Here is a 23808-nt window from a genome sequence, read left to right on the forward strand (position 1 = left end):
TTTAACAATTACAAGCGTATTGCTGCTTTTATGTGGCATATACGCCTGCAATAAACCCGAAATAAAGGAAACAGGCGCAGAATTGAAATATTTTGACCTGAAAGAATACTTTAAAAAAGAAGCTGCCCGCTTAACTAAGCTTAACCCACCGGTAAACAAACACGTGGAGCATAATGGCGCTACCGAAAGTAAAACGGTACATATTACTAATTGGGCACGAGAGCTAAACCTGTTTACCGAATCGGACATTAACAAACCTGCCTGGAAATTAAGCTACACAGTAGATTCATCGGCAACCGGCATTAGCTACAAAGCCAAATACCCCGAGCTTAAAACCCGCCAAATAACTATCAGCAAACTAAACGGACAGGTAACATCTATTTATATAGTGAACGATGCAAAAAATATCCTGTATAAAACCACTGAGAAACTGACCTATAAACCAGATTTAAATTACCTGATAGAAAAAACGCAGCAAGTAAAGGTAATGGGTGCCAATAACTATGTAGTTAAAGGCGACTTGATTAGTGGTGGCCGTTAGCCGAAGCTAATTTTTCTTTTGAAAGGTCTATTAAAGCGGCTATGTCTGACCGGCCAGGGTTATCATTCAACACTTTTTGCAAATCGGCAATTGATGCTTTTAACGAGTTGATACCGCGTACCCTATCGTAAGTAGGTGTGTTGGGTTGTAGCTTAAATATGCCGTATTCGCGGTAAGCAATGCCGCGTGTTTGGTAGCTTTTGTTTTGTTCGGTAGGGTCTATAGCTATGGCCTTTGTAAGGTCAAATATGGCCCCTAACAAATATTTTTCGCGCTCCTGCGGCGATAAAAAGCTGTCTTTACCTAAAAAACCTTTGGCCCGTGCCCGGTAATAATAAGCAGTGGCATCAACGGGGTTTATAAAAATAACTTTGGTGTAAGCTACAATTGATTTGCGGTAGTTTTCGCTGTGATAGTATGAGTAACCCAGCATCCAGTAAGCATTGGCGTTGGTCGAATCAACCAGGCACCCTTTTTCTAACTGTTGCACAGCGGCTTTAAAATTACCATCAATAAAGGCTTGCTGGCCCATACGCACATAAGCGTTTTGTGCCGACGAAGATTCTACGGATGTGAAGATAATAAGTGAGATTATAGCCGACAGCCTCATTAAGTACTTATACTAAGTAACAATTAACAATGTATTAACTAACAATACAACGAATTATTATGCCAAATAATAATTTTTATTTGTTAAAGTTATACACATATGGGGCAACGGCATTGTATAATATGCTTTTGTTGAGTTAATTGCGTTTAATAATAAAGCGGCATTATATTGTGTACCAAAGTATAATTTGAAATGGACTTTTTAAAAGCGATAAGTGATGATTTTACAGGCTTTTGGGGCCTGGGGAATTTTATAGATATCATCAAATCCGGCGATTATAGTAAATTCCTCACTTATGAAGGGATTGTATCTATACTGATACCTGTTACACCATTTGTACTGCTTTTCGAGATCATACGGGCGGCATTTTATAAACGGTTTAAGGTTATCAGTTATAAAATATCCTTTTTCACATACGTGTTAAATGCCTTTGTGGGGCGGGTAATATCCATTGCCATGGTAGGCTTATGTATTAAATGGTTTTTACCCCTCGCGCTTTTTAAAACCACATTTACGTGGTACTGGTTTATTTATGGCTACGTTATATGGGAATTTGCACATTTTATATACCATTACCTGGCCCATAAAGTGCGCATACTTTGGTGCCTGCACTCTACCCACCACGCGCCCGAAAGCATGAACCTATCGGTAACCTATGCCCATTTCTTTTTAGAAGCGCCTTATGCCGATTTTATACGCACCACCATATGCCTTTTATTGGGTGTAAACCCACCCATGTTGTTTGTAATTATGTTTGTTGATGGCTTTTGGGGATCGCTGATACACGTTGGGGAAAATATAATAGAGGATGGCCGGCTGGGCTTTTTAAATAATATTGTGCTTACGCCATCGCACCACCGTGTGCACCACGCGCGTAACATTATATACATGGACACCAACTTTTGCAACCTGTTGAATATATGGGACAAGGTTTTTGGCACTTATCACCCCGAAGACCGCAGCATACCTATTGAATATGGTATTAGCCGCCCTATGATAAAAAACAGCTTTTTGGATGCTTATTTTGGCGAGATTGTAGCATTGGCTAAAGATGTATACAAAGCCCCGGGTATTAAAAATAAAGTACTTTACATTATTATGCCACCCGGCTGGAGCCATACCGGCGACCATAAAATGACTACTGTAGTACGCAAGAAATACTTTGAAGAATTAGAAAATCAAAAAAATGCTGATACTGGCATGGCCCACTCTTAGGTTACCAATAAGCTGTTTAAAATTTAATTGGGTACAGATTTCAACAGACATTACCACATCTGACTTTATTTCCACTTTTCGATAATTGAGTTAAAATAAAGTTAATTTATTTTAACTCATACAAGTATCTTGTAATCAAATAGTTACAGACCATTCGTAATTACCATATAGTTATTAAGAATATTGGCACAGCTCTTGAAACGGTATATTTATATAAATAATTAATAATAGTTAACCTGTATTTGAAGACCGGAAGTTATTGTCTGCTGACAATATGACGTTTGATTATTATACATAATAGGTAATTAATGAGTTTTGATCCATTCGATTTTAAAAATACGATGCCTTCTATAAACGAAGATTCCGAGTTTTTCCCCCTAATGTCATCAGAGGATGAGGAGGAAATGAATAACGAGCAGGTACCAGATATAATTTCTATACTTCCGCTACGCAATACGGTATTGTTTCCGGGCGTAGTGATACCAATTACTGTAGGGCGCGATAAATCTATCAAATTAATACGCGACGCTAACAAAGGCAAGCGCCTTATCGGGGTTGTTGCACAACAGGATGTAAGTATAGAGGACCCTACCTTTAACCAGTTACACAATGTTGGCACAATAGCACTTATTATAAAAATGCTGCAAATGCCCGATGGTAACACCACCGTTATTTTGCAGGGTAAAAAACGTTTTGTATTAAAGGAGGAGGTGCAAACCGAGCCTTACATTAAGGCCAGTATTGAACCTTTTAAAGAGATAAAAGCCAAAGAGGATAAAGAGTTTAAAGCCATGGTATCGTCTGTTAAAGACATGGCCATGAATATTATACAGCTATCGCCAAATATACCAAGCGAAGCAGGTATTGCCATTCGTAATATCGAAAGCACCTCTTTCCTGATCAACTTCATATCGTCAAACATGAATGCCGATATGGCGGCCAAGCAGGCATTATTACAAACCGCCAGCCTGCGCGACAGGATAAACATGGTGCTGGAGCATCTAACGCTCGACCTGCAAATGCTGGAGCTTAAAAACCAGATACAAACCAAAGTACGTGTAGATCTGGATAAGCAGCAACGCGATTACTTTTTAAATCAGCAGCTTAAAACCATACAGGAAGAATTGGGCGGCACATCGCCCGACCTTGAGATAGACAATCTGCGCCAGCGAGCCATTAAAAAGAATTGGAGCAAGGAAGTTAAAGGCCATTTTGCCAAAGAGCTTGAAAAACTTTCCCGCACCAACCCCGCCGCTGCAGATTACTCGGTTCAGATAAATTATTTAGAGCTATTGCTTGACTTGCCATGGAACGAGTTTACCAAAGACAACTTCGACCTTAAGCGCGCCAGCAAAGTTTTAGATAAAGACCACTTTGGCTTGGATAAGGTAAAACAACGCATTATAGAATATTTGGCAGTGCTTAAACTAAAGCACAATATGAAAGCCCCTATACTTTGCCTGGTTGGCCCTCCGGGTGTTGGTAAAACATCGTTAGGTAAATCCATTGCCAAAGCTTTGGGCCGTAAGTATGTACGTATGGCACTGGGTGGCGTACGTGACGAGGCCGAAATTCGTGGCCACCGTAAAACTTATATAGGTGCTATGCCGGGCCGTATCATACAATCTATTAAAAAAGCAGGCGCTGCAAACCCGGTATTTATTTTAGATGAGATAGATAAAGTAAGCACTGATTTTAGAGGCGACCCATCGTCGGCGCTTTTAGAGGTGTTGGACCCTGAACAGAATAGCACTTTTTACGATAACTACGTAGAGATGGATTTCGACCTGTCTAACGTAATGTTCATCGCTACCGCAAACTCGTTAAGCAGTATACAACCAGCCCTGTTAGACAGGATGGAGATCATAGAAGTAAACGGTTACACTATCGAAGAAAAGATAGAGATAGCCAAACGCCACCTGGTGCCAAAACAACGCGAAGCACATGGCTTAACTGCCAAAGATGTGGTGATAAAGAATGAGGTGGTTGAAAAGCTTATAGAGGATTACACCCGCGAATCGGGTGTGCGTGCTTTAGAGAAAAGAATAGGTTCGGTAATACGTGGTGTTGCTAAAAACATCGCTATGGAAGAGCCATACAACCCGCAGGTAAATAAAAAAGAAGTAGAGAAGATATTAGGCGCCCCTGTTTACGACAAAGACCTATACGAAAATAACGACATTGCAGGCGTTGTAACCGGCCTTGCCTGGACATCAGTTGGTGGCGATATATTATTTATAGAAGCCAGCCTAAGCCCCGGTAATGGCAAACTAACCTTAACAGGTAGCCTGGGTGATGTTATGAAGGAATCGGTAACTATCGCGTTAGCTTATTTGCGCGCGCATGCCGGCGATTTTAATATTGATCCAAAACTGTTTGAACAATGGGATGTGCATGTGCACGTACCGGCAGGCGCCACTCCTAAGGATGGACCATCGGCAGGTGTTACTATGCTTACCGCGTTGGTATCGGCATTTACACAACGTAAGATAAAACCAAATTTAGCCATGACGGGCGAGATAACCCTGCGCGGCCGTGTATTGCCTGTAGGTGGTATCAAAGAAAAAATATTAGCTGCAAAACGCGCTAATATTAAAGAGATCATCCTGTGCAAATCAAACCAAAAAGATATACAGGAGATTAAAGAAGATTATATAAAAGACCTTAAATTCCATTACGTAACCGATATGGGCGAGGTAATTGGATTGGCCTTATTAAATGAAAAGGTAAGCAACCCGCTCGACCTTACCGTTAAAGAAAAAGAAACAACCAAGCCGGTTTTGAATTAAGAAATATAATTATTAAAAAGCCCCGCATTAACGGGGCTTTTTTTATTTTAGCCCTACCTTTAATAACCCTGATGAAGAATAAATTTTTTGTATTAGCCGTTTGCCTTTTTACAAGCATAAGCACCTTTGCACAAACCCACAGCAGCGAAATTGGTATACAATCAGACAATGACTCGTTCCTGGCGCAGGGGTCTGACAGGTATTACACTAACGGTATATATATCTACTATCGCCATGCTTTGGATGCCGGCAAAAACGAGAGTTTGGCTAATAAGGTGTTAGGTTTTGAAGCCGGGCAAAAAATATACAACGCGCAATCGGGCGGCATACCTGATGTTACCTACTTAGACAGGCCATTTGCTGGCTACCTTTATGCAGGGGCATCGTTAAACTTGCTGTACAAAAACGAAAGCAACCTCAAGTTAAGTGCTAAGTTAGGTGTGGTTGGCCCGGCGGCAGGCGGCGAACCTATCCAAAATTTCATACACAATACATTCGGTTTTTATAAACTTACCGCTTGGCAGTATCAGATACGTAATGATGCCGAGCTAAACCTGTCTGCCGAGTACAATAAACTACTAACCCGGGGCGATTGGGCCGATGTTACATTTACAAGCTATGCCAACCTGGGTAACGGCTTTACCGGTGCAGGCTTGGGCCCTATGTTGCGCTTAGGCAACTTTAACCAGTTGTTTCACTCCGCAAGTACACAAAGTACAGCCTCAAAAAACACTGTGGCCTCGCCTTTACATAACCACGAATTCTTTTTTTACTATAAGCCGCAGGCGAATTTAGTAGCCTATGATGCCACCATACAAGGCAGTATGTTTAAAGACCACCCCGAACCTGGCACGCAGGAGATAGTTTTGGATAAAAAACCCTTTGTACTAAGTAACGATTTAGGCGTAAACTACACCGGCGGCCGCTTTATTTTTGATTTTTCGGTAATATTCAGAAGTAAGGAAGTAAAGCAGATGGTACGTTCGCAGCAATGGGGATCGGCTACTTTAATTTACCGCTTTAATTAATATCACTTCATGAAATGCCTTGTTGCAATAGCGGTTTTATTTTATTTTGCATCCTGTAAGCCCAAAACCCAAAGTGACAAAGGCTTAACTGTTATAACTTCTCAAAGGACTACACTTAATGATACATCATCGTTAAGAAAGATGTTAGAAAAGACACTCAGGCAACCTAACGATTTTTATGAGATTCTTTTCAATCACGATACGCTCAAGTTAATATCAGGTGTGGATTACTTATACTATCCTTTTGGCAAACATGCTGATGTTAATGCTATCATAAAACAGGTCACAAACTCGACTTTAAAAAATATACGGTTAAGTTCTGCTGGCGGCGATACTACAGGTTTAACTGAAATAGAAACATCAAAGAGTAGGATGAAGCTTTTTTATGACATAGAGCAAAATCGGCAACAGATAGTATCAGCCGATATAAATGACAACAACTTTCATTTGAAGAATAAGATTGAAATTGGGATATCAAAAGAATATTTCTTTAATGTTTTTTTTAATAAGCCGCCTTTAATTCCAACTAATATTATAAAGTTGATATCAGTTGTAGATGGTATTAAGCACTATTATTACTTCAAGAACAATAGATTAGTAAAGATTACTATGATTACTGATTACACCTTTGAAAATAAATAGCCACTTAATTAATATCAAAGTTTCGTTTACGGCTTTCTTTCTTGTCTGCTTGTAATTTTTTATTGCCTAAGCGCGCAAGTTTAGCAGCCTTACTTACTTTTAACTTTTTACGCGTTTTGGGTATTATTAGGGCATTTGTTAGTAGTACGATCAATCGCTCCAATGCTATTTCTTTATTTAAAAACTGGCTGCGTTCTTCGTCGCATATTACTTGTACCAGGCCATCTTTATTAAAACGGCTTTGCAGCTTTTGGCTTAATAGCAGTTTCTCCTCATCGGTAAATAAAGCTGAGATATTTATATCAAAAAGCAGTTCAACCTTGGTAGCTACCTTATTCACGTTTTGCCCGCCCTTGCCCCCGCTACGCGATGTTTTGTACGATATTTCTTTTTGCAGGTCGGCCTTATTTAAGTTCATGGCTGCAAATTTAGTTATTAGTTGCTTATATGGGGTTAAACAAAAATTTGTAAGGCAGCTTAGGTAAACGCCAAAAGTCGTAACTTCGCTAACCGATGACCAATAATATTATAGTAGCTATTGACGGCTATTCATCATGTGGCAAAAGCACGCTGGCCAAAGCATTGGCTAAAAAGCTGCATTATATATATGTTGATAGTGGCGCCATGTATCGCGCTGTTGCCCTATATTTTTTAAGAAACAATATTGATGTGCATGACCATGCCCGCATAGAGCAGGCTTTGCAAGACATCCATCTTAATTTCCACTCGCGCGATTACGAAACCCATATTACCCTAAACGGCGAAGAAGTATCTGAAGAGATACGCCAGATGCCTGTATCTGAAAAGGTGAGTGAGGTATCGGCCCTTAAAGAGGTGCGCCGCGAAATGGTGAAACAACAACAGCGTATGGGCCAGTCAAAAAATATTGTAATGGATGGCAGGGATATTGGCACGGCAGTGTTCCCGCATGCACCGGTTAAAATATTTATGACTGCCGACCCCAAAGTGCGCGCCGAACGCCGCTTTAAAGAGATAAGCCCTAAAAACCCTAACATAACCTTAGAAGAGGTATTTGAGAACCTTGCCCACCGCGACTATGCAGATACCACCCGAGAGGAAAGTCCGCTGGTAAGGGCTAAGGATGCCATTGTACTGGATAATACCAACCTAACCCCCGATGAGCAGCTGCAGTTTGCTTTGGATAAGGTAGAGAAGCTGAAAAAGTAGATAAGTGGCGGTAGCAGCTGCAGAGGCAGTTTCGTATTCTTGACTCTTGACTCTTACTTCTTGACTCTTATTTCTACTCCCCTTCCGGCATTTGTTCGGCCTTTACACCAAACCGGTTTAAAAAATCAACACCTTCATCGCTGGGTATGCCTTTATATTTAGCGTACGATTTATCGTAATAAACATGCTTTATCCCCGCCGAAAATATCAGCCTGGCACATGGCAGGCATGGCGACAGCGTGGTATATAAGGTAGCGCCCTCTAAGTTAGCGCCATTCTTCACCGCATACAGTATAGCATTCTCTTCGGCATGCAGTGCAAGCGAGCAGCTGCCTTTCGAGTCGCGGGCACAACCTGTGTCGGGCCACTCCTCGTCGCAGTTATGCGTACCTGCGGGGGGGCCGTTATATCCTATAGATATAATGCGGGTGTCTTTAGCTAAAACGGCACCGACCTGGGCCTTAACGCAGTGCGAGCGTTGGGCCAGGTCGGTTGCCAGGTTCATAAAAATATGTTCGAACGATGGTTTATCCATATATGAGTGGAGATTAGTGCCCTCCTGATACCTCTACGTGGTCGATATCAATACCCTGTTTACGTAATATAGCACCCGCTTTCCATGCAAAAAATGCAAGGTAAGCAAAGCCAATTACCGGTACGATGTATGACAAGTGAATACCACTGGTATCGGCAAGGATGCCTTGTACCGGTGGAATAATAGACCCGCCTAATATCATCATAATCAAGAATGCCGAGCCTTGGCTGGTATATTTACCTAAACCCGTAACAGACAGCGAAAATATAGAAGGCCACATAATTGAACAGCATAAGCCACCGCTAATAAACGCGAATACAGCAATTATGCCGGTTGTCATTAAACCAATTATCATAAATATCACACCTAAAATGCCAAACACTGCTAATGTGCGGATAGGTTTTTGCTGGCCGTATAAGAAACCAACTATCAATATTACTACGCAAATTGCATAAGGGTAAAGGTTGGTAACATTAGTACCGCTTAAATGATTTACACCTAACACTACACCAAATGCTACAAAAGGCACAACTACTGTTAAAAGTATTTTAGTTGTTTTTGAAAGGTTAAACGCGCCAATGGCTCCTGTCCAGCGGCCTATCATTAAACTGCCCCAATAAAGCGATATAAATGGTGCTATCTCCGATGCTTTGTATCCACCAAAAGCAGCGGTTTCTAACAAAGCACCCATGTTACTTTGTATGGTAACTTCGGTACCCACATAGGTAAAAATGGCTATCATACCATAAACCAATTGCGGATACTGCATAGCGCCCCAGCCAGATTTATTAGTGCTACCCCCGGCTGCCGAAACAGAACCGATAAGCGTAACCAGTATTATAAACAACGATGCATACACAAATAACGATTTGGCTACGTGTGTGTACTCGCTAAGCGGGCCGGCTGCCAAAATCAATAAAAAGGCGATGAATATAATACCTAATGGCAGGTTTGCTTTGCTGCTTGGTTCTATTTTCTCGTCGCTGGTTACGCTTGGTAGTTTAGATACCCAAAAGAATATAGCTACTGCTATAAATAACCCGGCTAATATATAATACAGGTTATTGACTGATGATATCTGTACATCTTCTGGCTTAATTAGCTTACTGGCCGATCCGAATAGTACAATACTTACTACTACCGGGCCCATAATGCTACCGAAGTTGTTTACACCACCTGTAAAGTTTAAGCGGTTAGAGCCCGTTTCGGGCGTGCCCAATGCAACCACAAAGGGGTTGGCAGCGGTTTGTTGTAGCGAAAAGCCTAACGCTATAATAAAAAACGTAGCCAAAATAAGCGCGAAAGAACCCGAGTTAATTGCAGGTACCATTATTAAAGCGCCCACCGCCGAAATAACTAAACCTATGATAATACCATTCTTATACCCCAATTTGTTAAGGATATCTACACGGCTGATAGCCGAAGCAAAATAAAGAATAAGTGAGCCTATAAAATATCCGCCGTAAAAAGTAAAATCGATCAATTGCGACTCAAATTGCGTTAAGCTGAAATGCGCTTTACAAAATGGTATGAAAATACCGTTAGAAGCGGCTAAAAAGCCCCAAAAGAAAAACACTGTAGCCAGCGTATATAATGCTGAGCCATAGCTTTTAGTATTGTTTTGTTCCATTATTAATCAGGTTTATTTACGATTGGTGTGTTTGAAACACTAAACTTAAATTAAATTTTATAATTATGCCCATAATTTTTTCAAAATATAAATCACATCTTAACTTTTGGTGTTTAACAGATAAAAATTGCATATTCGTCCTGCCTTTTACCTTAGTGTATAACCAGGACATAAGCTTTACTTAATGATAGAAGCCATTATATCGGGATTTGGATTTGGATTAGTGCTAACATTTATAACAGGCCCCGTCTTTTTCGCATTAATAAAAACCAGTATTGAGAAAGGTTTTCATGCAGGTGTATCACTGGCCCTTGGAGTAGTAACCAGCGACATGGTTTTTGTAGGCGCTATCCTTTTCGGCTCGCAATACTTTGATGTTTCGGCACATGATAAAACAGTTGCCGGTATAGTTGGCAGCCTTGTATTATTTACCATTGGCATATATTACATATTTAAAAAAGCCGATGTTAATTACAAAAATGTTATCCCCAATAAAATTAACCATGCCGGTTACTTTTTTAAGGGATTTGTGATGTGCATTTTTAACCCTACCATCCTGTTTCACTGGACGGTAGTTATCGGCGCCGCCAGTACCGTTTACCATGCAGGTGTGCATAACCGCTCTATAAAAATAGCCGTTATGTTTGCTACCATCCTTATTGTACAATTTGGGCTTGATGCTACCAAAGCTTTTTACGCCAATAAACTTCGCGATAAAATATCTGTAAAGCTTGTTCACCGCCTTAACGAAGTTGCGGGTATCGCGCTTATTATAGCCTCACTGGTGCTTATGGACAGGTTGGTTACCCATTTTATATTCGACGCGCCGGCGGTTACCTAAGCCTCAAAATTCGCCGGTAGAGCCCCCGCCCCCAAAACTGCCACCCCCAAACTTTGATCCATCAGCAGGCGCAGCGGGTGCATGCGAAAACGTTTCGGCTACAATTAACGATTCTACCCGCAAGTTGTCCATCAAATTCACATCGTCGGGTTCGTCAGTAGTAAAACCGTGTTTGGGCGTTTTAAGATATTTATTTACCCCATACACCATACCTAATACTACTGCGCCAATTATACACAAGCTGATATCAACCGGCAGTATGTGGTAATAATTGCGGAAGGTAATAGCAGCAAAAGCAATAAGTACAAGCCCGCTGCGCAGCAGCACAACATCTTTTTTACGTATACCCAAGCCAATGTATACAAAAGGCATGGCTATCGTCCACACCCAAAATACAGTACCAAACGGTACCGGGCCGGTCCGCCCTGCCATATCGGTACTTAGGGTTTGTATTACATAGTAATTACCCGATGCATACAGGGCCAACAAGCTAAGCACTTGCAATATTATCAGGCAATTGGCATAATTAACGACATTGATATGTTGATTATATTTATGTGCCAGCCAGTAAACCAAGGCCGATACCCCCATCATGACAAATGGCGCGGTAGATAAACCGGCGGGTATATATTTTGTCCAAACAAAAAACACGAAGGCAAAAAATGCGAGGCATGCAATGGTAGCTGCAAACATATCTGCACAGCGCAGGGTTAAATAAGCCGCTATCATAAAAACAAACCACGATAATAATATAAAACTATCTATACCGCCTGCAAAAGCCAGCACAGCAACGCCGCCCGCAAACTGCCCCCCTGCTATGATCAGTAAGGCATCATCAACACCCGAGCGGTAATGGAAATTATTCTTAACAACAACTTCTAACCCCACATAGGTTAACACACCCAGGCAAATAAACCATACAGCACCTGTAGCTACATGTGTTTGATAAAGAAATAAGGTGATAAAACTATCGGCAAAGGATACGATAACACAGGTTAATATAAACAGGCCTACGCGTATCATTAAGTGCGGGGTATAAAACCCTACGGGATATTGTTGGGCGATAGCTTTGAACTCATCCGCTGCTACGTTGCCTTTTTCAACATCCTTTTTTACCTGGTTTTGCAAGCGCAGATTAGCCAGCCACGTTTTGTTATATATGATCATGCCGACTTTAATTTTTTGTTGATATTAATAAGGAAACATATAAAGCCAATGCCCGATGCTATGAAATAAAGGAAGATAAAAGATATTAAACCCTCATTTTCCCCAAGCGACAACAACCGTATAATTACACAACTTAAAGCAATATAACTGTATAACACCACCAGTAATAAAAAGTAAAACGATCTATTTTTAAAAGCATCGCTATACATCACCAGCGATAATGCTACAATGCCCAGCATCCATATAGCAGCAAGCCATGACTCATAATAGTTAAAATAACCTGCCAACAGCGATATATAGGTTACATGCAAACCATAATGCTGATAACTGAATTTGAAGTGCTTTTTAAATGCGTAACGCTGTGTTAACAAGGCCGCCCCAAGCAGCATCAACCCTAAAACCAGGTAGGTATACACAATGGTTTGGCTATCAAAATTACTGTTAAGCAACAGCGCCTTAGGCGTTACCGATACACCCATCCAAACCGCAAGATTAGCAATGGCCATATTTAATATGCCGATATGATCAAAGTAATAAGCTATAAAAAACAGCACCAGCATGGGTATTAGCGTTGCCAAACCGTAGTTGGTACCAAACACCTTATATTCAAACTGCAGGTAGCCCACAAAAATAAGCATGCTGATACTGCCTAATAAAATAATGTAATCAAAAAAAGCATTAGTTACTTTAACCTTATCAGGCGTAAATGGAGTTGCATTTTTAAAGCCATAAGCAAAACAACCCGCGCAAATAAGCGCGATAAGGCCTAAAACAAACTGGTGCCCTATTGTTTCTATATTTTCGTAAACCAATATACCTAAACCTGTAGTTAAGGTTAATACACCTACATAAAGCAAGGTTTTAATTTCCCAATGTACCGAAAACAGGATCGGCTTTTGTTGCTGCTTGATAACCTTATCTAACGACTCATCGCTAATGAGTCCTTCGGCATGCAGCGTATCGTAGAGGGTATCGGTCATGTAAGCGGTTATTTGAAGGCTTATCAAGTATACTAAACATTATTGAATAATAGTAAGTGATTTGCAAGCTGAAGGTTATGGGCTTACTGCTAGCCCATTCTGTTGTGCCTGTATGCAGTTTTCGCGCTGGTTTTCTTTGGATTTTTTCATTTAATTTAAGACGAAAAATATCGAAATACATTTAATTATCTATTAATATATTTCCATATATTTAGATACCTAAATTAATCATAATGAAAAGCTTATATAACGACCAGGACAACCTGGAACTTATTAGCCGTATAGACAAATTAAATGCGTCGACACCGGGCCTTTGGGGTAAAATGAGCGTTTCGCAAATGCTGGCACATTGCCAGGTACCCATACAAATCGCCTTTGAAGAACTTACCCTAAAACGTAACCTGCTGGGCTATTTATTTGGCGGGATGGCCAAAAAGAAACTAATGGGCGATGCCCCATTTGGCAAAAACCTACCCACCTTTAAACAAGCACGTATGAAACACGAAAGAGACTTTAACTTTGAGAAAGGTAAGCTAACCAATTATATACGCCGCATTGCAATAGACGGGCCTGAAGGTATTACCAAAAAAACGCATCCTTTTTTTGGGCACTTAACCACACACGAGTGGGATAAACTCCTTTACAAACACCTGGACCATCATTTGCAGCAGTTTGGCGTGTAGATGATGGCAAAAGATATAAATGAAAAAAGCGAAAGGTTGATACCTTTCGCTTTTTTCGTTTTAGCTATAACTCCAAATTACATGTATGCCCTTTGGTTTTTACCTTCCATCCAGTTAACAAAGGCGCGGTTTACTACTTTGTTACCACCAGGGGTTGGGTAATCGCCGCTAAAGTACCAGTCGCCGGTATGGTCGGGGCATGCTTTGTGCAGGTTATCTAAAGTTTGATAAAGCACATGCACCTTGGCTGTAATATTTTTTGGTGTAATAATTTTTGCAATACGGTCAGATATCTCCTGATCGGTAAATGGCTCGTAAATAGCTTTTACGTAGTTCACCACTTCTTCCTTAGGCAATTTCGAACTTTCTTTACACTTAAGGTAAACATCATTAATAATGCTTTCTTTACCTTGTTCTTTTAATAAGCTTATGGCTGCCTCAAAAGCAACAAACTCACCCATGCGCGACATGTCAATGCCGTAGCAATCCGGATAGCGTATTTGCGGTGCTGATGATACCACCACTACCTTTTTAGGGCCTAAACGGTCTAATATCTTCAGGATGCTTTGCTTTAAGGTAGTACCACGCACTATCGAATCGTCTAATACAACTAAAGTGTCGGTATCATTCTTGATTAAACCATAAGTAGTATCGTAAACATGGGCTACCATTTCGCTGCGGTCAGCGTCCTGGGTTATAAATGTGCGCAGTTTAACATCTTTAATGGCAATTTTTTCTACCCGTGGGGCAAGTGCCAGCACTTCGGTCAGTTCTTCTTCGCTTATCTTATCTTCGCGGTTAAGCAGCCTGTCGCGCTGGTATTGTTTAATGTATTTATGTACCCCTTCTACCATGCCATAAAAGGCTACCTCGGCAGTATTTGGTATGTATGAGAACACGGTGTTTTTAATATCATTATCAACCGCGCCTAATATTTGCGGGCAAAGCAGGCGGCCCAGTTGCTTACGTTCGCGATAGATAGATGCATCGCTGCCGCGAGAGAAGTAAATACGCTCAAACGAGCATGCTTTTTTCTCTTTCGGTTCGCTAAACATATCCTCGGTTATCTTACCGTTCTTTTTAACAATAAGCGCATGGCCGGGTTTAATTTCGCGTATCTGGTCAATAGGGATGTTAAAGGCGGTTTGTATGGCCGGGCGTTCGCTGGCGGCAACTACAATCTCGTCGTTATAATAATAATAAGCCGGGCGTATGCCTACAGGGTCGCGCATTACAAAGGCGTCGCCGTGGCCGAGTATACCGGCTATGGTGTAACCACCATCCCAGTTTTTAGCACTTTTACGCAAAATTTTGGCAACATCCATATCATTGGCTATCATTTTACTGATCTCCATGTTATCGTCAAGCCCTTCGCGTTTGTACTGGTCAAATAAGCCCTGGTTTTCGGTATCAATAAAGTGCCCTATTTTTTCCAGCACTGTAATGGTATCGGCTTGCTCTTTGGGGTGCTGGCCAAGGTCGTACAATTGTTGCAGCAGTTCGTCAACATTGGTCATGTTAAAGTTACCGGCAATAACCAGGTTTCGGGTCATCCAGTTGTTTTGGCGCAGAAAAGGGTGGCAGCTTTCGATGCTGTTTTTACCATGAGTACCATAACGCAAATGGCCCAATAACACTTCGCCGGTAAAGCTTACGTGCTCTTTGAGCCATTCGGTATCGGCCATTTTCTCTGGCGTTTCCTTTTGTATCTCCGCAAATTTTTTCTGGATATACTCGAATATATCAGCCACGGCATTTGATGCCATCGATCGGTGCCTGCTAATGTATCGTTTACCCGGCTTTATATCCAGTTTAATGGTAGCAACGCCCGCGCCATCTTGCCCGCGATTGTGCTGTTTTTCCATTAAAAGGTAAAGCTTGTTTAAACCATACAGCGCAGTGCCGTACTTTTGCTGATAAAAAGAGAGTGGCTTTAAAAGGCGGATAAATGCCACACCGCATTCATGTTTAATCTGATCGCTCATGATTGGTAATGAGCCCGCAAAGTTATAAATTATAATGAATAGTGTTTAAACCGATTGTCATTAATTGGTACTTTTTATTAACGTTAATTTTTTATTTTAATAACGCTTTATCACATAAAGCAATAACCCCAATTGCGAGTTAAAAGAGTTAATTACGCGATACATATCCAACACTATCACATTTAAACATTTGTGCTAACTTTGGTGATACCGCTTAAAAACTACAAAAATGAAAATAGCGCTGGCTTCCCCTGTTTACCCAACATCTATTAACAATGGTTTAGCGCAAATAAAAAGCATGGCCAAAGATGCCGCGGACCAGGGTGCCGAAATTGTTTGTTTCCCTGAGAGTTTTTTACCCGGCTACCCCATGAAGCCTTACACCCCCGAAGCGGGCTCGGCAGAAAAAATGGAAACGGCCCTGGCTGAAGTTTGTGAAATTGCTGCCGCGTATGCCATTGCCGTTATTATACCAATGGACTGGTACGATGGCAATAAATTACTGAACATTGCGCATGTTGTATCAAAAACCGGCGAGGTATTAGGCTATCAAACCAAAAATCAGTTGGACCCAAGTGAAGACATTATATGGATACCCGGCACCCAGCGCCATATTTTTGAAGTGAACGGTTTAAAATTTGGCATTACCATTTGCCATGAAGGTTTCCGCTATCCCGAATCGGTACGCTGGGCAGCGCGCGAAGGTGCACAAGTGGTGTTTCATCCGCATTTTACCGGCAACGATTTTGAAGGTGTACAAATAACTGAGTGGGGCGACAAAAACAGCCCATACTACGAAAAAGCCATGATGATGCGCGCGATGGAAAACACCATTTACTTTGCCAGTGCAGGTTATGCCACCAAATACCAGGAATCAACATCATCCATTATATCGCCTGATGGTAAATGTATTGCCCACCAGCCCTACGGACAGGCGGGAGTTGTAGTAGCAGATATTGACCTAAATAAGGCAACCGGCTTTTTGGCAAAACGATTTAAGGCAGGGTTGTATCAGTAAACGAAGTAATAGTATTTGTCGAACCACTCGCCTACAGGCCTGCCACATCGCTACTTACTAAACCCAACCATTTTATGCAATGTACCCGGGCCGTAAACTTTGCCGCCTTTTATTACTACTTTAACATTGCGCACATTGCGTATATTGGTTAGCGGGTTGCCATCTACAATAATTATATCCGCATTTTTACCGGTAGCGATAGAGCCTGTTTTTTTATCTAAACCCATTACCTGCGCCGGGATAAGTGTGCCTGTTTTTAGGGCTTGTGCAGGACTAAGGCCTGCATCAACATACAGTTCCAACTCGCGTGCAACGCTAAAGCCCGGGAAACCCATATCAGTACCGGCTACTACGGGTACACCTGCATCGTATAATAGCTTAACAATATGCTTCATACTTGTTAATAAAGGCTTAAATCTGGCTGCTGTGGCCGAGTCCTCTCCCGTAGTTTTAAACTGTGTTTGCAGCGGTAAAGGCAGCGTGTAAAACGCGGGCTCCATTTTAGTTACATCTTCGCTCAGGCTTCGGTACGATAGGTCATAGACCCCAATAGTCGGGTCGATAACGGTATGATGATCCTTAATAAATTTAATTGCTGCAATAGTGGTAGAGTCCTCAAAATTCACCGACCGGTCTTTATTCCGTTTCATCATCGAGTACACATATTGTATATGGTTCACCATATTCATACCCGAGTCTACCCCCGCCTGTAAGGTCATTTTATTGGGTATATGGCCGGTTACTGTAAAGCCTACTTTGTGGGCCTCGTCGCAAATAGCCTTTAAAATATCCGGTTTAACCGAGCTGTACACCTTTATTTGGTCAAAACCACGGGCTTTATAAGTATCAACCGCTTTAATGGCCTCCTCTTTGGTATCGGCCTGTATAATACCCAGGGCAGTTGGGCCTTTACCATCAATAATACCAGCCATTAATATTTTAGGCCCAATGCCTTTTCCGCTATCTATCGCTTTTTGTATACCATCAATAAAACCCAATTCGTTACCGCAATCGCGCACGGTGGTTACGCCTGCTGCTAAATAGGCAGGGCCCCACTCGGTTTGCTCAAAATGCGCGTGCATATCCCACAGGCCGGGCAATATGTATTTGCCGTCGGCCTCTATCACCTGTGGTTTGTATTTAAGGTTGACTTCCCCCGGTTGGGTCATGCGTTTTATTACACCATCCTCTATTAATAGGTAACCATTGTGCGTTTTGGTGCCATCCTCAACATTAATAATAGTACCGCCAATAATTACAATCCCTTTAGCGGCTTTAGCAATAGGTGCTTTTTTAGTAAAGGCCGCCATACCGTAGCCCGCCGCGCGATGGATCAGCTCGGGCAGCAACGACTCATATTCTTCACGCATCATTTCGGTTTTGTCGCCCTCGGCATCAATGGTTAAAACACATATCAACCTGTTGTTATTATCCGTCCATACAAACTCGTTACCCCATATCAATCCGCTGATGAGATAGCGGTTAAAGGTGATCGGTTTATTTTTAAAAGTCAGTTGGTCTATCCCGTCCTTTTTAATTTGCAAAGCACCATAAGGCAAGGTGTTAATTCTGGCTGGTTGCTTTTTATTGTTCCAATATTGCAACAGCAACTGCTGCACCGTAGCAGGCGAATAACCCGCTATTGGAAAAGTAAACGCACTGATAGCCTTTTGATAGGTAGAATCGCCCACCCTTATTTCTGCAGTGTTCCCTTTTAGGGTGATATGTTCATCTATTGTAGAGAACCTGGAAGTGTTCCCCTTAATGGTCAGCTCCAGCGGGTCACCGGCGGGGTTTACCTTTATTTCGGCCTTTAGCGGCACCGGGCTGCCCCTATCCACAAACTTAAAATCGACTGTATACTTTTTGGCGTCTTTATTATTCTCTACGGTGTAGGTTTCTTTACCTATATGCTGCTCAAACTTATGCAACAAAAACACACCACCCTCGTCGGGTTTATTTTGCGCGGTTGCGGCTATGACTATTAAAAGCAAGGGAACAGATGATAAAAGCTTTTTCATAGATGATAAGGGTTGTTGATACCCAAATATAATCTATTGCAAATAAAAAAAGCCCGGCATTACCGGGCTTTCCTTTAAAAGGTTTACAACTTCTCCCCGTGCTGGCTAATATCCAGCCCCAATATTTCATCTTCTGCCGATACACGCAGCGGCGATATCATATCGGTTACTTTTAATAACAGCAACGAACCAAAGAACGAGAATATAGAAGTTGCCACCAAAGCCAGCAATTGAATCAAAAACAAATGGGTATGGCCAAAAAATAAGCCGTCGCCGGTAACATTGGCCGGGTTTACTGCCTGGTTGGCAAATACGCCGGTTAGCAGCATACCCACCATACCACCTACCCCATGGCAGGGGAACACATCCAGCGTATCGTCAATTGATGTACGGGTGCGCCATTCAACCACCAAATTACTCACCACCGCCGATATGATACCAATAGCCAGCGAGTGCGGAACAGTTACAAAGCCTGCGGCCGGGGTTATAGCCACCAAACCTACCACGGCACCAATACAGGTACCCATTGCCGATGGCTTACGACCGCGTAGCATATCAAAAAATATCCAGGTAACGCCTGCTGCTGCCGACGCCGTTGTGCTGGTAGCCAGCGCGGTTACCGCCAAATGGTTGGCACCAAATGCCGAACCCGCGTTAAAACCAAACCATCCAAACCAAAGCAAGCCCGTACCTATCATTACATAAGTAATGCGTGCCGGCGAGTGGTTAGCCTCGTTACGGCGTTTTAAATACAGCGCAGAGGCAAGAGCCGCCCATCCTGCCGACATATGTACAACCGTTCCCCCGGCAAAATCCAATACACCCAATTTGGCCAAAACGCCATCGGGATGCCAGGTGGCATGTGCCAGCGGCGAAAATATGAATACCGAAAAAAGCACCAAAAAGATGATATATGAATTAAAACGGATGCGCTCGGCAAAGGCGCCGGTAATGAGCGCCGGGGTAATAATGGCAAACTTTAACTGGTACATGGCAAACAACAGCAAGGGAATGGTTGGTGCCAGTTTCCATGATGCGTTACCTAACATACCCTTCATCATAAAATAGGTAGATGGGTTGCCTATGATACCACCAATGCTATCGCCAAAGGCCAGGCTAAATCCAAATATACCCCATAATACCGTAATGATAACCATACATACAATGCTTTGCAGCATGGTAGATATCACGTTCTTTTTGTTTACCATACCGCCATAGAAGAAGGCAAGGCCAGGTGTCATTATCAGCACCAGCGCGGTAGACATCAGCATCCATGCAATATCGCCTGTATTAAATTCGGGCTTTACCGATTTATCATACTCAACCGATGGAAAAATAAACGTGAGGGCTAAAATAACCAGGATAACGAAGAAAGGGAAGTAACGTTTCATATCAAATTAAAACCATTTATTTAAAACGGCCTGAATTTAGAAAATTTATGCTACTAAAAATGAAAATTGTAAAAAAAACTACAAATTACATGTACTTTATCAACAAATTAGGGAATATGCCGAAAATAATTAATAGCAACGCAATAATTGATGATAGAATAACTAATGTAAAGGAACGTTTATGCTCGCTTACTACCAGTTCGGTACGTTTAAGGAACAGGTTAAGCGGAATTTTGATATAATAGAATAAGCCTACCACCGTAGTTAGCGCACCGGTGGCCATTAGCGCCATTAACCAAACGTTATGTGTTTGCTGATATATGCTGTATACTGCCGAAAACACAAACAATTTACCTGTAAAACCCGCGCTAACCGGTATACCTGTAAGGGATATCAATACGATAACAAACGCTACCGAAGCTACCGGGTATTTAAAGCCCAGGCCTTTGTAGTCGCGTACATCGGTAATGCCTTCGGTGTTTTCAAAATAGTTGGCCAGTGCCAGTGCCGCTATGTTAGCCAGCCCATACATCAACAAATAATAGCTTAATGCCAAAAGGCCCTGCGGCGTAAAGGTAACCAATGCCATTAGCGCGAAACCCGTATGCCCTATACCCGAGTAGGCCAGCATACGCTTTACATTGTTTTGCCATACCGCCGCAAAATTACCCACCACCATGGTAACGATACCAATAGCCGACAATACCAACTCAAAATCAAAGCCTTTCCAGTTGGCGTAGAAGCCGTTGGGCGATATGAAGATGGACATAAAGTTAACCGTTAAAGCAAAGGCAGCTATTTTGGGCAGTGTTGACAGGTAGGCCGTAACCGGGGTGGCCGCACCTTCATAAACATCGGGTACATAAAAATGTACCGGCACAAACGATAGCTTAAAGCCTATACCCACAAACACCAGCGTAAGCGCGAACGATACGCTCAGCGTATTAGCCTGTACCAATCCACTTGCCATATCCTGCGACAGCACATCTAAAGAGCCGCTGTAAGCATAAATAAGCGATATACCATACAACATTACCGCCGAAGCAGCAGCGCCAAACAGCACGTACTTTAAACCTGCCTCGGCGCTTAAAGCATTCTCGGTGCGGTATGATGCCAGCAGGTACGATGCGATGGATACCATTTCGATAGCCAGGTAAATAGATAGCAGGTTAACGGCCATGGTCATTAAATGCAAACCCAAAACCGAACCCACCACAATGGTATATAAATCCGACAAACCTTTTTTATGGGCCTTAAGGCGGTTGTCCCAGGCAAAATACATGAGTAGCACTACTGCCAGCAAATCAATTATAAACTTAAATACAATAGCTGTTTTATGCAGCAGCAGCATGCCATTGAATAAAAAGTTGGCATTGCCGCCCACCAGGGGCAATTGCTCAATATCCTTAAACATTACTATAGCCATACCTGCATAGGCAACGGTACGGCATAGTTTGGCCGAGTTTTTTCCAAATAAAAGATCTGTTACCAATACCACAATAAACAACGCGGTCAAATAAAGCTCGGGCACAAAGTAGGGCAAGCTGCCTAAAACATCATTTAACTGGCTGGGTATGTTTGGGAACAGATCCTTCATTTATTATTGAACTATGACTGATTGATTTTTAGGATATTTAACCTGGTACTTCAAATGCAGTTGTTTTTCTGCCTGCGAATTTAATGTTAAATTCCATGAAATTTTGCCAGTAATTTTATCTGTTTGCGCGCCGCTTACCTCCTGAGCCTCTACCTCAATATCCGAGTTAAGGGTTACGGGTATCTGGTCTTCTACTAACAGGTTTATAGCCTGGCTTTTCCGGTTCTTAACGGTTATCAACCAATCGCGGGTATCCTTTTTATTTGAGCCGAAGGTTTGTTTCTCGGTAAGATCCTTTTGCAGGGTGCGGGTAACCACAATGTTTTTATCAGTACCTAAGGATAGGCTAAGCGTATCGTTAGTGGCGTGCGTATCAATCAGCGATTTGCCGATGAACGTACCCTCAAAAAACAAATTAGCCTCGCCCGAAAGAAAATTGTATTTATTCCAATCGGTAATGCGGGCGGTTAGGAACACATCGGTACTTACCTTTGGTGCTACGTAGTACTGGTAAATCGCGTTGGTATTTACTTCGTTTATCTCTACCAGGTACTGCTTGCCATCGCTGGGTACTGTGTAGGGGTTGGCAATAGCAAACTCCACGTTGGTTTGGTTTTCGGTTTGTGCAACTTCAATAGGGGTTGAACTAAATTCAGATTTCCCACGTAACCTTACTTGAGTTGCTTTATCAACCTGAACTCCTGCGGCACGTCCTTCTAAATATCCCGAAGAATAACCGGTTACCACCACCTCATTTAAAGCATTGTTAGCGACCTTTAAAGCCACATTCATTACTGGCATGTTAACTGCACGATCCACGCTTTCATAACCTATATAGCTGTATTCCAGCATAGGGTTACCGGCTGGTACCTGTAAAGAGTAATTGCCCGCCGCATCTGTCTGTGTACCTATTGATGTGCCTTTTACACGTATACTTACGCCCACAATTGCAGAATTATCAGCCGGGTCAAACACACGGCCGGTAACTTTGGTAATGGAGCCTTGCTGCCCTGCGTAATACATCCCGTAGTTTAAAAAGTATGGGGTCAATTCCGGCTTGCCGCCACTAACTGAGGGGTTGCCGGTAGATAGCGTAAGTTTTATATTTTTCCAGTCCTCGCCGCTTTGCTGGGTTACATTGGCTTTGTACGATATCGTTATAGGGCTGTTTACGTTCTTCGCTCTAATATCATAAGTGGGGTACCAGCTGGCATTATTTACCAAATAGGTTAACACAAATTGCGATTGCGTTGTAATTTTTGAGGATACCGTTACCAGTATATTGCTGGTGGCCGTGCTGCTGCCTTTTAATATATCGGCTATTTGTTTGTCGTATTTTTGTAGTTCAATATTCAAATCAGCAATTTGATTATTAATGGTCTGCTCCCGCTTTTTAATATCAGTAAGTCGCTGTGTTTGAAAATCGAGTGCTTGTTTTAGTTTAAGGATATCCAGCCCGGAGTTTTGGCCGGCTACTACCTGGTTTTTTACCAGCATATTATATTCTTCCTGGTTTATAGCAAGTGAGGCATTCAACAACGACTGCTTATCACGCAATATCTTTTGCTGCGCCTGCAGCTCGTTAATGCGGACCTGTTTAGCTTGCTCGTTCAGGTAATTAAGTTCGTGTTTTACCGATAGTATAGTAAAATCGCCATTGGCTTTTACCTGTATGCTTTGCACATCAAGCCCCGGCGATATATTTTCGAATACCAGCGTACTGGTACCCGGTGCAATGCTTACCGTTGAGGTGCGCGTTACCTGCGCGCCGTTTAAAAACAAAGTTACTTTTTCAACTTTTGATGATACTTTTTGGCTGTCGTCAGCTTTTAGGGTACCGTTTATGCACATGATAAGGCATACTGCAAATAATAAAGATCTGGTCATGGTGGTTAATTTTATTACAGGATGCATGGCTGTCGCCATTTCCATAAACCACCGGCAAAT

At 42.1% G+C, this 23808-nt stretch carries 20 protein-coding genes; 9 read left to right on the plus strand and 11 right to left on the minus strand.

Annotated features, from left to right (window positions below; genetic code table 11):
* Positions 1 to 19 precede the first annotated feature (19 nt).
* Positions 20 to 541, plus strand: a complete 522-nt coding sequence (locus FFF34_009145; GenBank protein ID TSD67537.1) for a hypothetical protein — start codon at positions 20 to 22, stop codon at positions 539 to 541.
* Here FFF34_009145 and FFF34_009150 read toward each other — a convergent pair.
* Complete coding sequence (locus FFF34_009150; protein ID TSD67538.1) at positions 525 to 1151, minus strand: hypothetical protein; 627 nt, start codon at positions 1149 to 1151, stop codon at positions 525 to 527. The genes FFF34_009145 and FFF34_009150 overlap by 17 nt on opposite strands.
* A 192-nt stretch (positions 1152 to 1343) precedes the next feature.
* Between FFF34_009150 and FFF34_009155 the strand changes: the two genes are divergently transcribed.
* From FFF34_009155 to FFF34_009170, 4 genes are all read left to right on the plus strand, one after another.
* Positions 1344 to 2366: a sterol desaturase family protein gene (locus FFF34_009155; GenBank protein ID TSD67539.1), complete on the plus strand. Its 1023-nt coding sequence runs from the start codon at positions 1344 to 1346 to the stop codon at positions 2364 to 2366.
* Positions 2367 to 2674: 308 nt separating this feature from the next.
* Positions 2675 to 5155, plus strand: coding sequence for an endopeptidase La (gene lon / locus FFF34_009160; protein TSD67540.1), 2481 nt, complete (start codon positions 2675 to 2677; stop codon positions 5153 to 5155).
* A 71-nt stretch (positions 5156 to 5226) separates the two neighbouring features.
* Positions 5227 to 6183, plus strand: coding sequence for a DUF2219 family protein (locus FFF34_009165; GenBank protein TSD67541.1), 957 nt, complete (start codon positions 5227 to 5229; stop codon positions 6181 to 6183).
* A 9-nt stretch (positions 6184 to 6192) separates the two neighbouring features.
* Positions 6193 to 6825, plus strand: coding sequence for a hypothetical protein (locus FFF34_009170; protein ID TSD67542.1), 633 nt, complete (start codon positions 6193 to 6195; stop codon positions 6823 to 6825).
* A gap of 4 nt (positions 6826 to 6829) precedes the next feature.
* On the opposite strand, the gene FFF34_009175 is transcribed toward FFF34_009170, so the two are convergent.
* Complete coding sequence (locus FFF34_009175) at positions 6830 to 7243, minus strand: aminoacyl-tRNA hydrolase (GenBank protein TSD67543.1); 414 nt, start codon at positions 7241 to 7243, stop codon at positions 6830 to 6832.
* 95 nt (positions 7244 to 7338) lie between these two features.
* Here FFF34_009175 and FFF34_009180 point away from each other — a divergent pair, with 95 nt between their 5' ends.
* Positions 7339 to 8013, plus strand: a complete 675-nt coding sequence (locus tag FFF34_009180; protein TSD67544.1) for a (d)CMP kinase — start codon at positions 7339 to 7341, stop codon at positions 8011 to 8013.
* Between the two features lie 73 nt (positions 8014 to 8086).
* On the opposite strand, the gene FFF34_009185 is transcribed toward FFF34_009180, so the two are convergent.
* Both FFF34_009185 and FFF34_009190 read right to left on the minus strand, forming a co-directional pair.
* Positions 8087 to 8548 (minus strand): dCMP deaminase family protein, encoded by a 462-nt coding sequence (locus tag FFF34_009185; GenBank protein TSD67545.1) that lies wholly within the window; start codon positions 8546 to 8548, stop codon positions 8087 to 8089.
* A 13-nt stretch (positions 8549 to 8561) separates the two neighbouring features.
* Positions 8562 to 10178, minus strand: coding sequence for a sugar MFS transporter (locus tag FFF34_009190; GenBank protein ID TSD67546.1), 1617 nt, complete (start codon positions 10176 to 10178; stop codon positions 8562 to 8564).
* A 184-nt stretch (positions 10179 to 10362) separates the two neighbouring features.
* Between FFF34_009190 and FFF34_009195 the strand changes: the two genes are divergently transcribed.
* Positions 10363 to 11019, plus strand: a complete 657-nt coding sequence (locus tag FFF34_009195) for a LysE family translocator (protein TSD67547.1) — start codon at positions 10363 to 10365, stop codon at positions 11017 to 11019.
* A gap of 3 nt (positions 11020 to 11022) precedes the next feature.
* On the opposite strand, the gene FFF34_009200 is transcribed toward FFF34_009195, so the two are convergent.
* Both FFF34_009200 and FFF34_009205 read right to left on the minus strand, forming a co-directional pair.
* Positions 11023 to 12186 carry a hypothetical protein gene (locus FFF34_009200; protein TSD67548.1) on the minus strand — a complete coding sequence of 388 codons (1164 nt, stop codon included), beginning with the start codon at positions 12184 to 12186 and terminating at the stop codon, positions 11023 to 11025.
* Positions 12183 to 13166, minus strand: a complete 984-nt coding sequence (locus FFF34_009205) for a DUF2157 domain-containing protein (protein ID TSD67549.1) — start codon at positions 13164 to 13166, stop codon at positions 12183 to 12185. Before FFF34_009205 ends, FFF34_009200 begins: the two co-directional genes overlap by 4 nt.
* Positions 13167 to 13399: 233 nt before the next feature.
* Here FFF34_009205 and FFF34_009210 point away from each other — a divergent pair, with 233 nt between their 5' ends.
* Positions 13400 to 13849 carry a hypothetical protein gene (locus FFF34_009210; GenBank protein ID TSD67550.1) on the plus strand — a complete coding sequence of 150 codons (450 nt, stop codon included), beginning with the start codon at positions 13400 to 13402 and terminating at the stop codon, positions 13847 to 13849.
* Positions 13850 to 13926: 77 nt separating this feature from the next.
* On the opposite strand, the gene FFF34_009215 is transcribed toward FFF34_009210, so the two are convergent.
* Complete coding sequence (locus tag FFF34_009215; protein TSD67551.1) at positions 13927 to 15834, minus strand: amidophosphoribosyltransferase; 1908 nt, start codon at positions 15832 to 15834, stop codon at positions 13927 to 13929.
* A gap of 229 nt (positions 15835 to 16063) precedes the next feature.
* On the opposite strand from FFF34_009215, the gene FFF34_009220 reads away from it, so the two are divergent.
* Entirely contained in the window at positions 16064 to 16852 is a 789-nt protein-coding gene (locus FFF34_009220; GenBank protein ID TSD67552.1) for a carbon-nitrogen hydrolase family protein, read from the plus strand.
* 50 nt (positions 16853 to 16902) lie between these two features.
* Here the strand turns inward: FFF34_009220 and FFF34_009225 are convergent, their stop codons facing one another.
* The 4 genes from FFF34_009225 to FFF34_009240 all read right to left on the minus strand — a co-directional run bounded on the left by FFF34_009225 (position 16903) and on the right by FFF34_009240 (position 23793).
* A complete protein-coding gene (locus FFF34_009225; GenBank protein TSD67553.1) occupies positions 16903 to 18873 on the minus strand; it encodes an amidohydrolase family protein in 1971 nt (656 codons plus the stop codon).
* Between the two features lie 83 nt (positions 18874 to 18956).
* A complete protein-coding gene (locus FFF34_009230; GenBank protein ID TSD67554.1) occupies positions 18957 to 20264 on the minus strand; it encodes an ammonium transporter in 1308 nt (435 codons plus the stop codon).
* Between the two features lie 85 nt (positions 20265 to 20349).
* Positions 20350 to 21861, minus strand: coding sequence for an NADH-quinone oxidoreductase subunit N (locus FFF34_009235; GenBank protein ID TSD67555.1), 1512 nt, complete (start codon positions 21859 to 21861; stop codon positions 20350 to 20352).
* Positions 21862 to 21864: 3 nt separating this feature from the next.
* Positions 21865 to 23793 carry a mucoidy inhibitor MuiA family protein gene (locus FFF34_009240; protein ID TSD67556.1) on the minus strand — a complete coding sequence of 643 codons (1929 nt, stop codon included), beginning with the start codon at positions 23791 to 23793 and terminating at the stop codon, positions 21865 to 21867.
* Between the last annotated feature and the right edge of the window lie 15 nt (positions 23794 to 23808).

Origin of the sequence: Inquilinus sp. KBS0705 (assembly GCA_005938025.2) — a bacterium.
Classification (GTDB): Bacteria; Bacteroidota; Bacteroidia; order Sphingobacteriales; family Sphingobacteriaceae; genus Mucilaginibacter.

Excerpts from the sequence above, each read along its gene's own strand:
- FFF34_009155 (TSD67539.1), top strand. The coding sequence starts at position 1,344 with ATGGACTTTTTAAAAGCGATAAGTGATGATTTTACAGGCTTTTGGGGC.
- FFF34_009185 (TSD67545.1), bottom strand. The coding sequence starts at position 8,548 with ATGGATAAACCATCGTTCGAACATATTTTTATGAACCTGGCAACCGAC.
- FFF34_009235 (TSD67555.1), bottom strand. The coding sequence starts at position 21,861 with ATGAAGGATCTGTTCCCAAACATACCCAGCCAGTTAAATGATGTTTTA.
- FFF34_009210 (TSD67550.1), top strand. The coding sequence starts at position 13,400 with ATGAAAAGCTTATATAACGACCAGGACAACCTGGAACTTATTAGCCGT.
- FFF34_009190 (TSD67546.1), bottom strand. The coding sequence starts at position 10,178 with ATGGAACAAAACAATACTAAAAGCTATGGCTCAGCATTATATACGCTG.
- FFF34_009180 (TSD67544.1), top strand. The coding sequence starts at position 7,339 with ATGACCAATAATATTATAGTAGCTATTGACGGCTATTCATCATGTGGC.
- FFF34_009165 (TSD67541.1), top strand. The coding sequence starts at position 5,227 with ATGAAGAATAAATTTTTTGTATTAGCCGTTTGCCTTTTTACAAGCATA.
- FFF34_009200 (TSD67548.1), bottom strand. The coding sequence starts at position 12,186 with ATGATCATATATAACAAAACGTGGCTGGCTAATCTGCGCTTGCAAAAC.
- FFF34_009225 (TSD67553.1), bottom strand. The coding sequence starts at position 18,873 with ATGAAAAAGCTTTTATCATCTGTTCCCTTGCTTTTAATAGTCATAGCC.
- FFF34_009220 (TSD67552.1), top strand. The coding sequence starts at position 16,064 with ATGAAAATAGCGCTGGCTTCCCCTGTTTACCCAACATCTATTAACAAT.
- FFF34_009205 (TSD67549.1), bottom strand. The coding sequence starts at position 13,166 with ATGACCGATACCCTCTACGATACGCTGCATGCCGAAGGACTCATTAGC.
- FFF34_009230 (TSD67554.1), bottom strand. The coding sequence starts at position 20,264 with ATGAAACGTTACTTCCCTTTCTTCGTTATCCTGGTTATTTTAGCCCTC.
- FFF34_009170 (TSD67542.1), top strand. The coding sequence starts at position 6,193 with ATGAAATGCCTTGTTGCAATAGCGGTTTTATTTTATTTTGCATCCTGT.
- FFF34_009175 (TSD67543.1), bottom strand. The coding sequence starts at position 7,243 with ATGAACTTAAATAAGGCCGACCTGCAAAAAGAAATATCGTACAAAACA.
- FFF34_009195 (TSD67547.1), top strand. The coding sequence starts at position 10,363 with ATGATAGAAGCCATTATATCGGGATTTGGATTTGGATTAGTGCTAACA.
- FFF34_009150 (TSD67538.1), bottom strand. The coding sequence starts at position 1,151 with ATGAGGCTGTCGGCTATAATCTCACTTATTATCTTCACATCCGTAGAA.
- FFF34_009215 (TSD67551.1), bottom strand. The coding sequence starts at position 15,834 with ATGAGCGATCAGATTAAACATGAATGCGGTGTGGCATTTATCCGCCTT.
- FFF34_009240 (TSD67556.1), bottom strand. The coding sequence starts at position 23,793 with ATGGAAATGGCGACAGCCATGCATCCTGTAATAAAATTAACCACCATG.
- lon (TSD67540.1), top strand. The coding sequence starts at position 2,675 with ATGAGTTTTGATCCATTCGATTTTAAAAATACGATGCCTTCTATAAAC.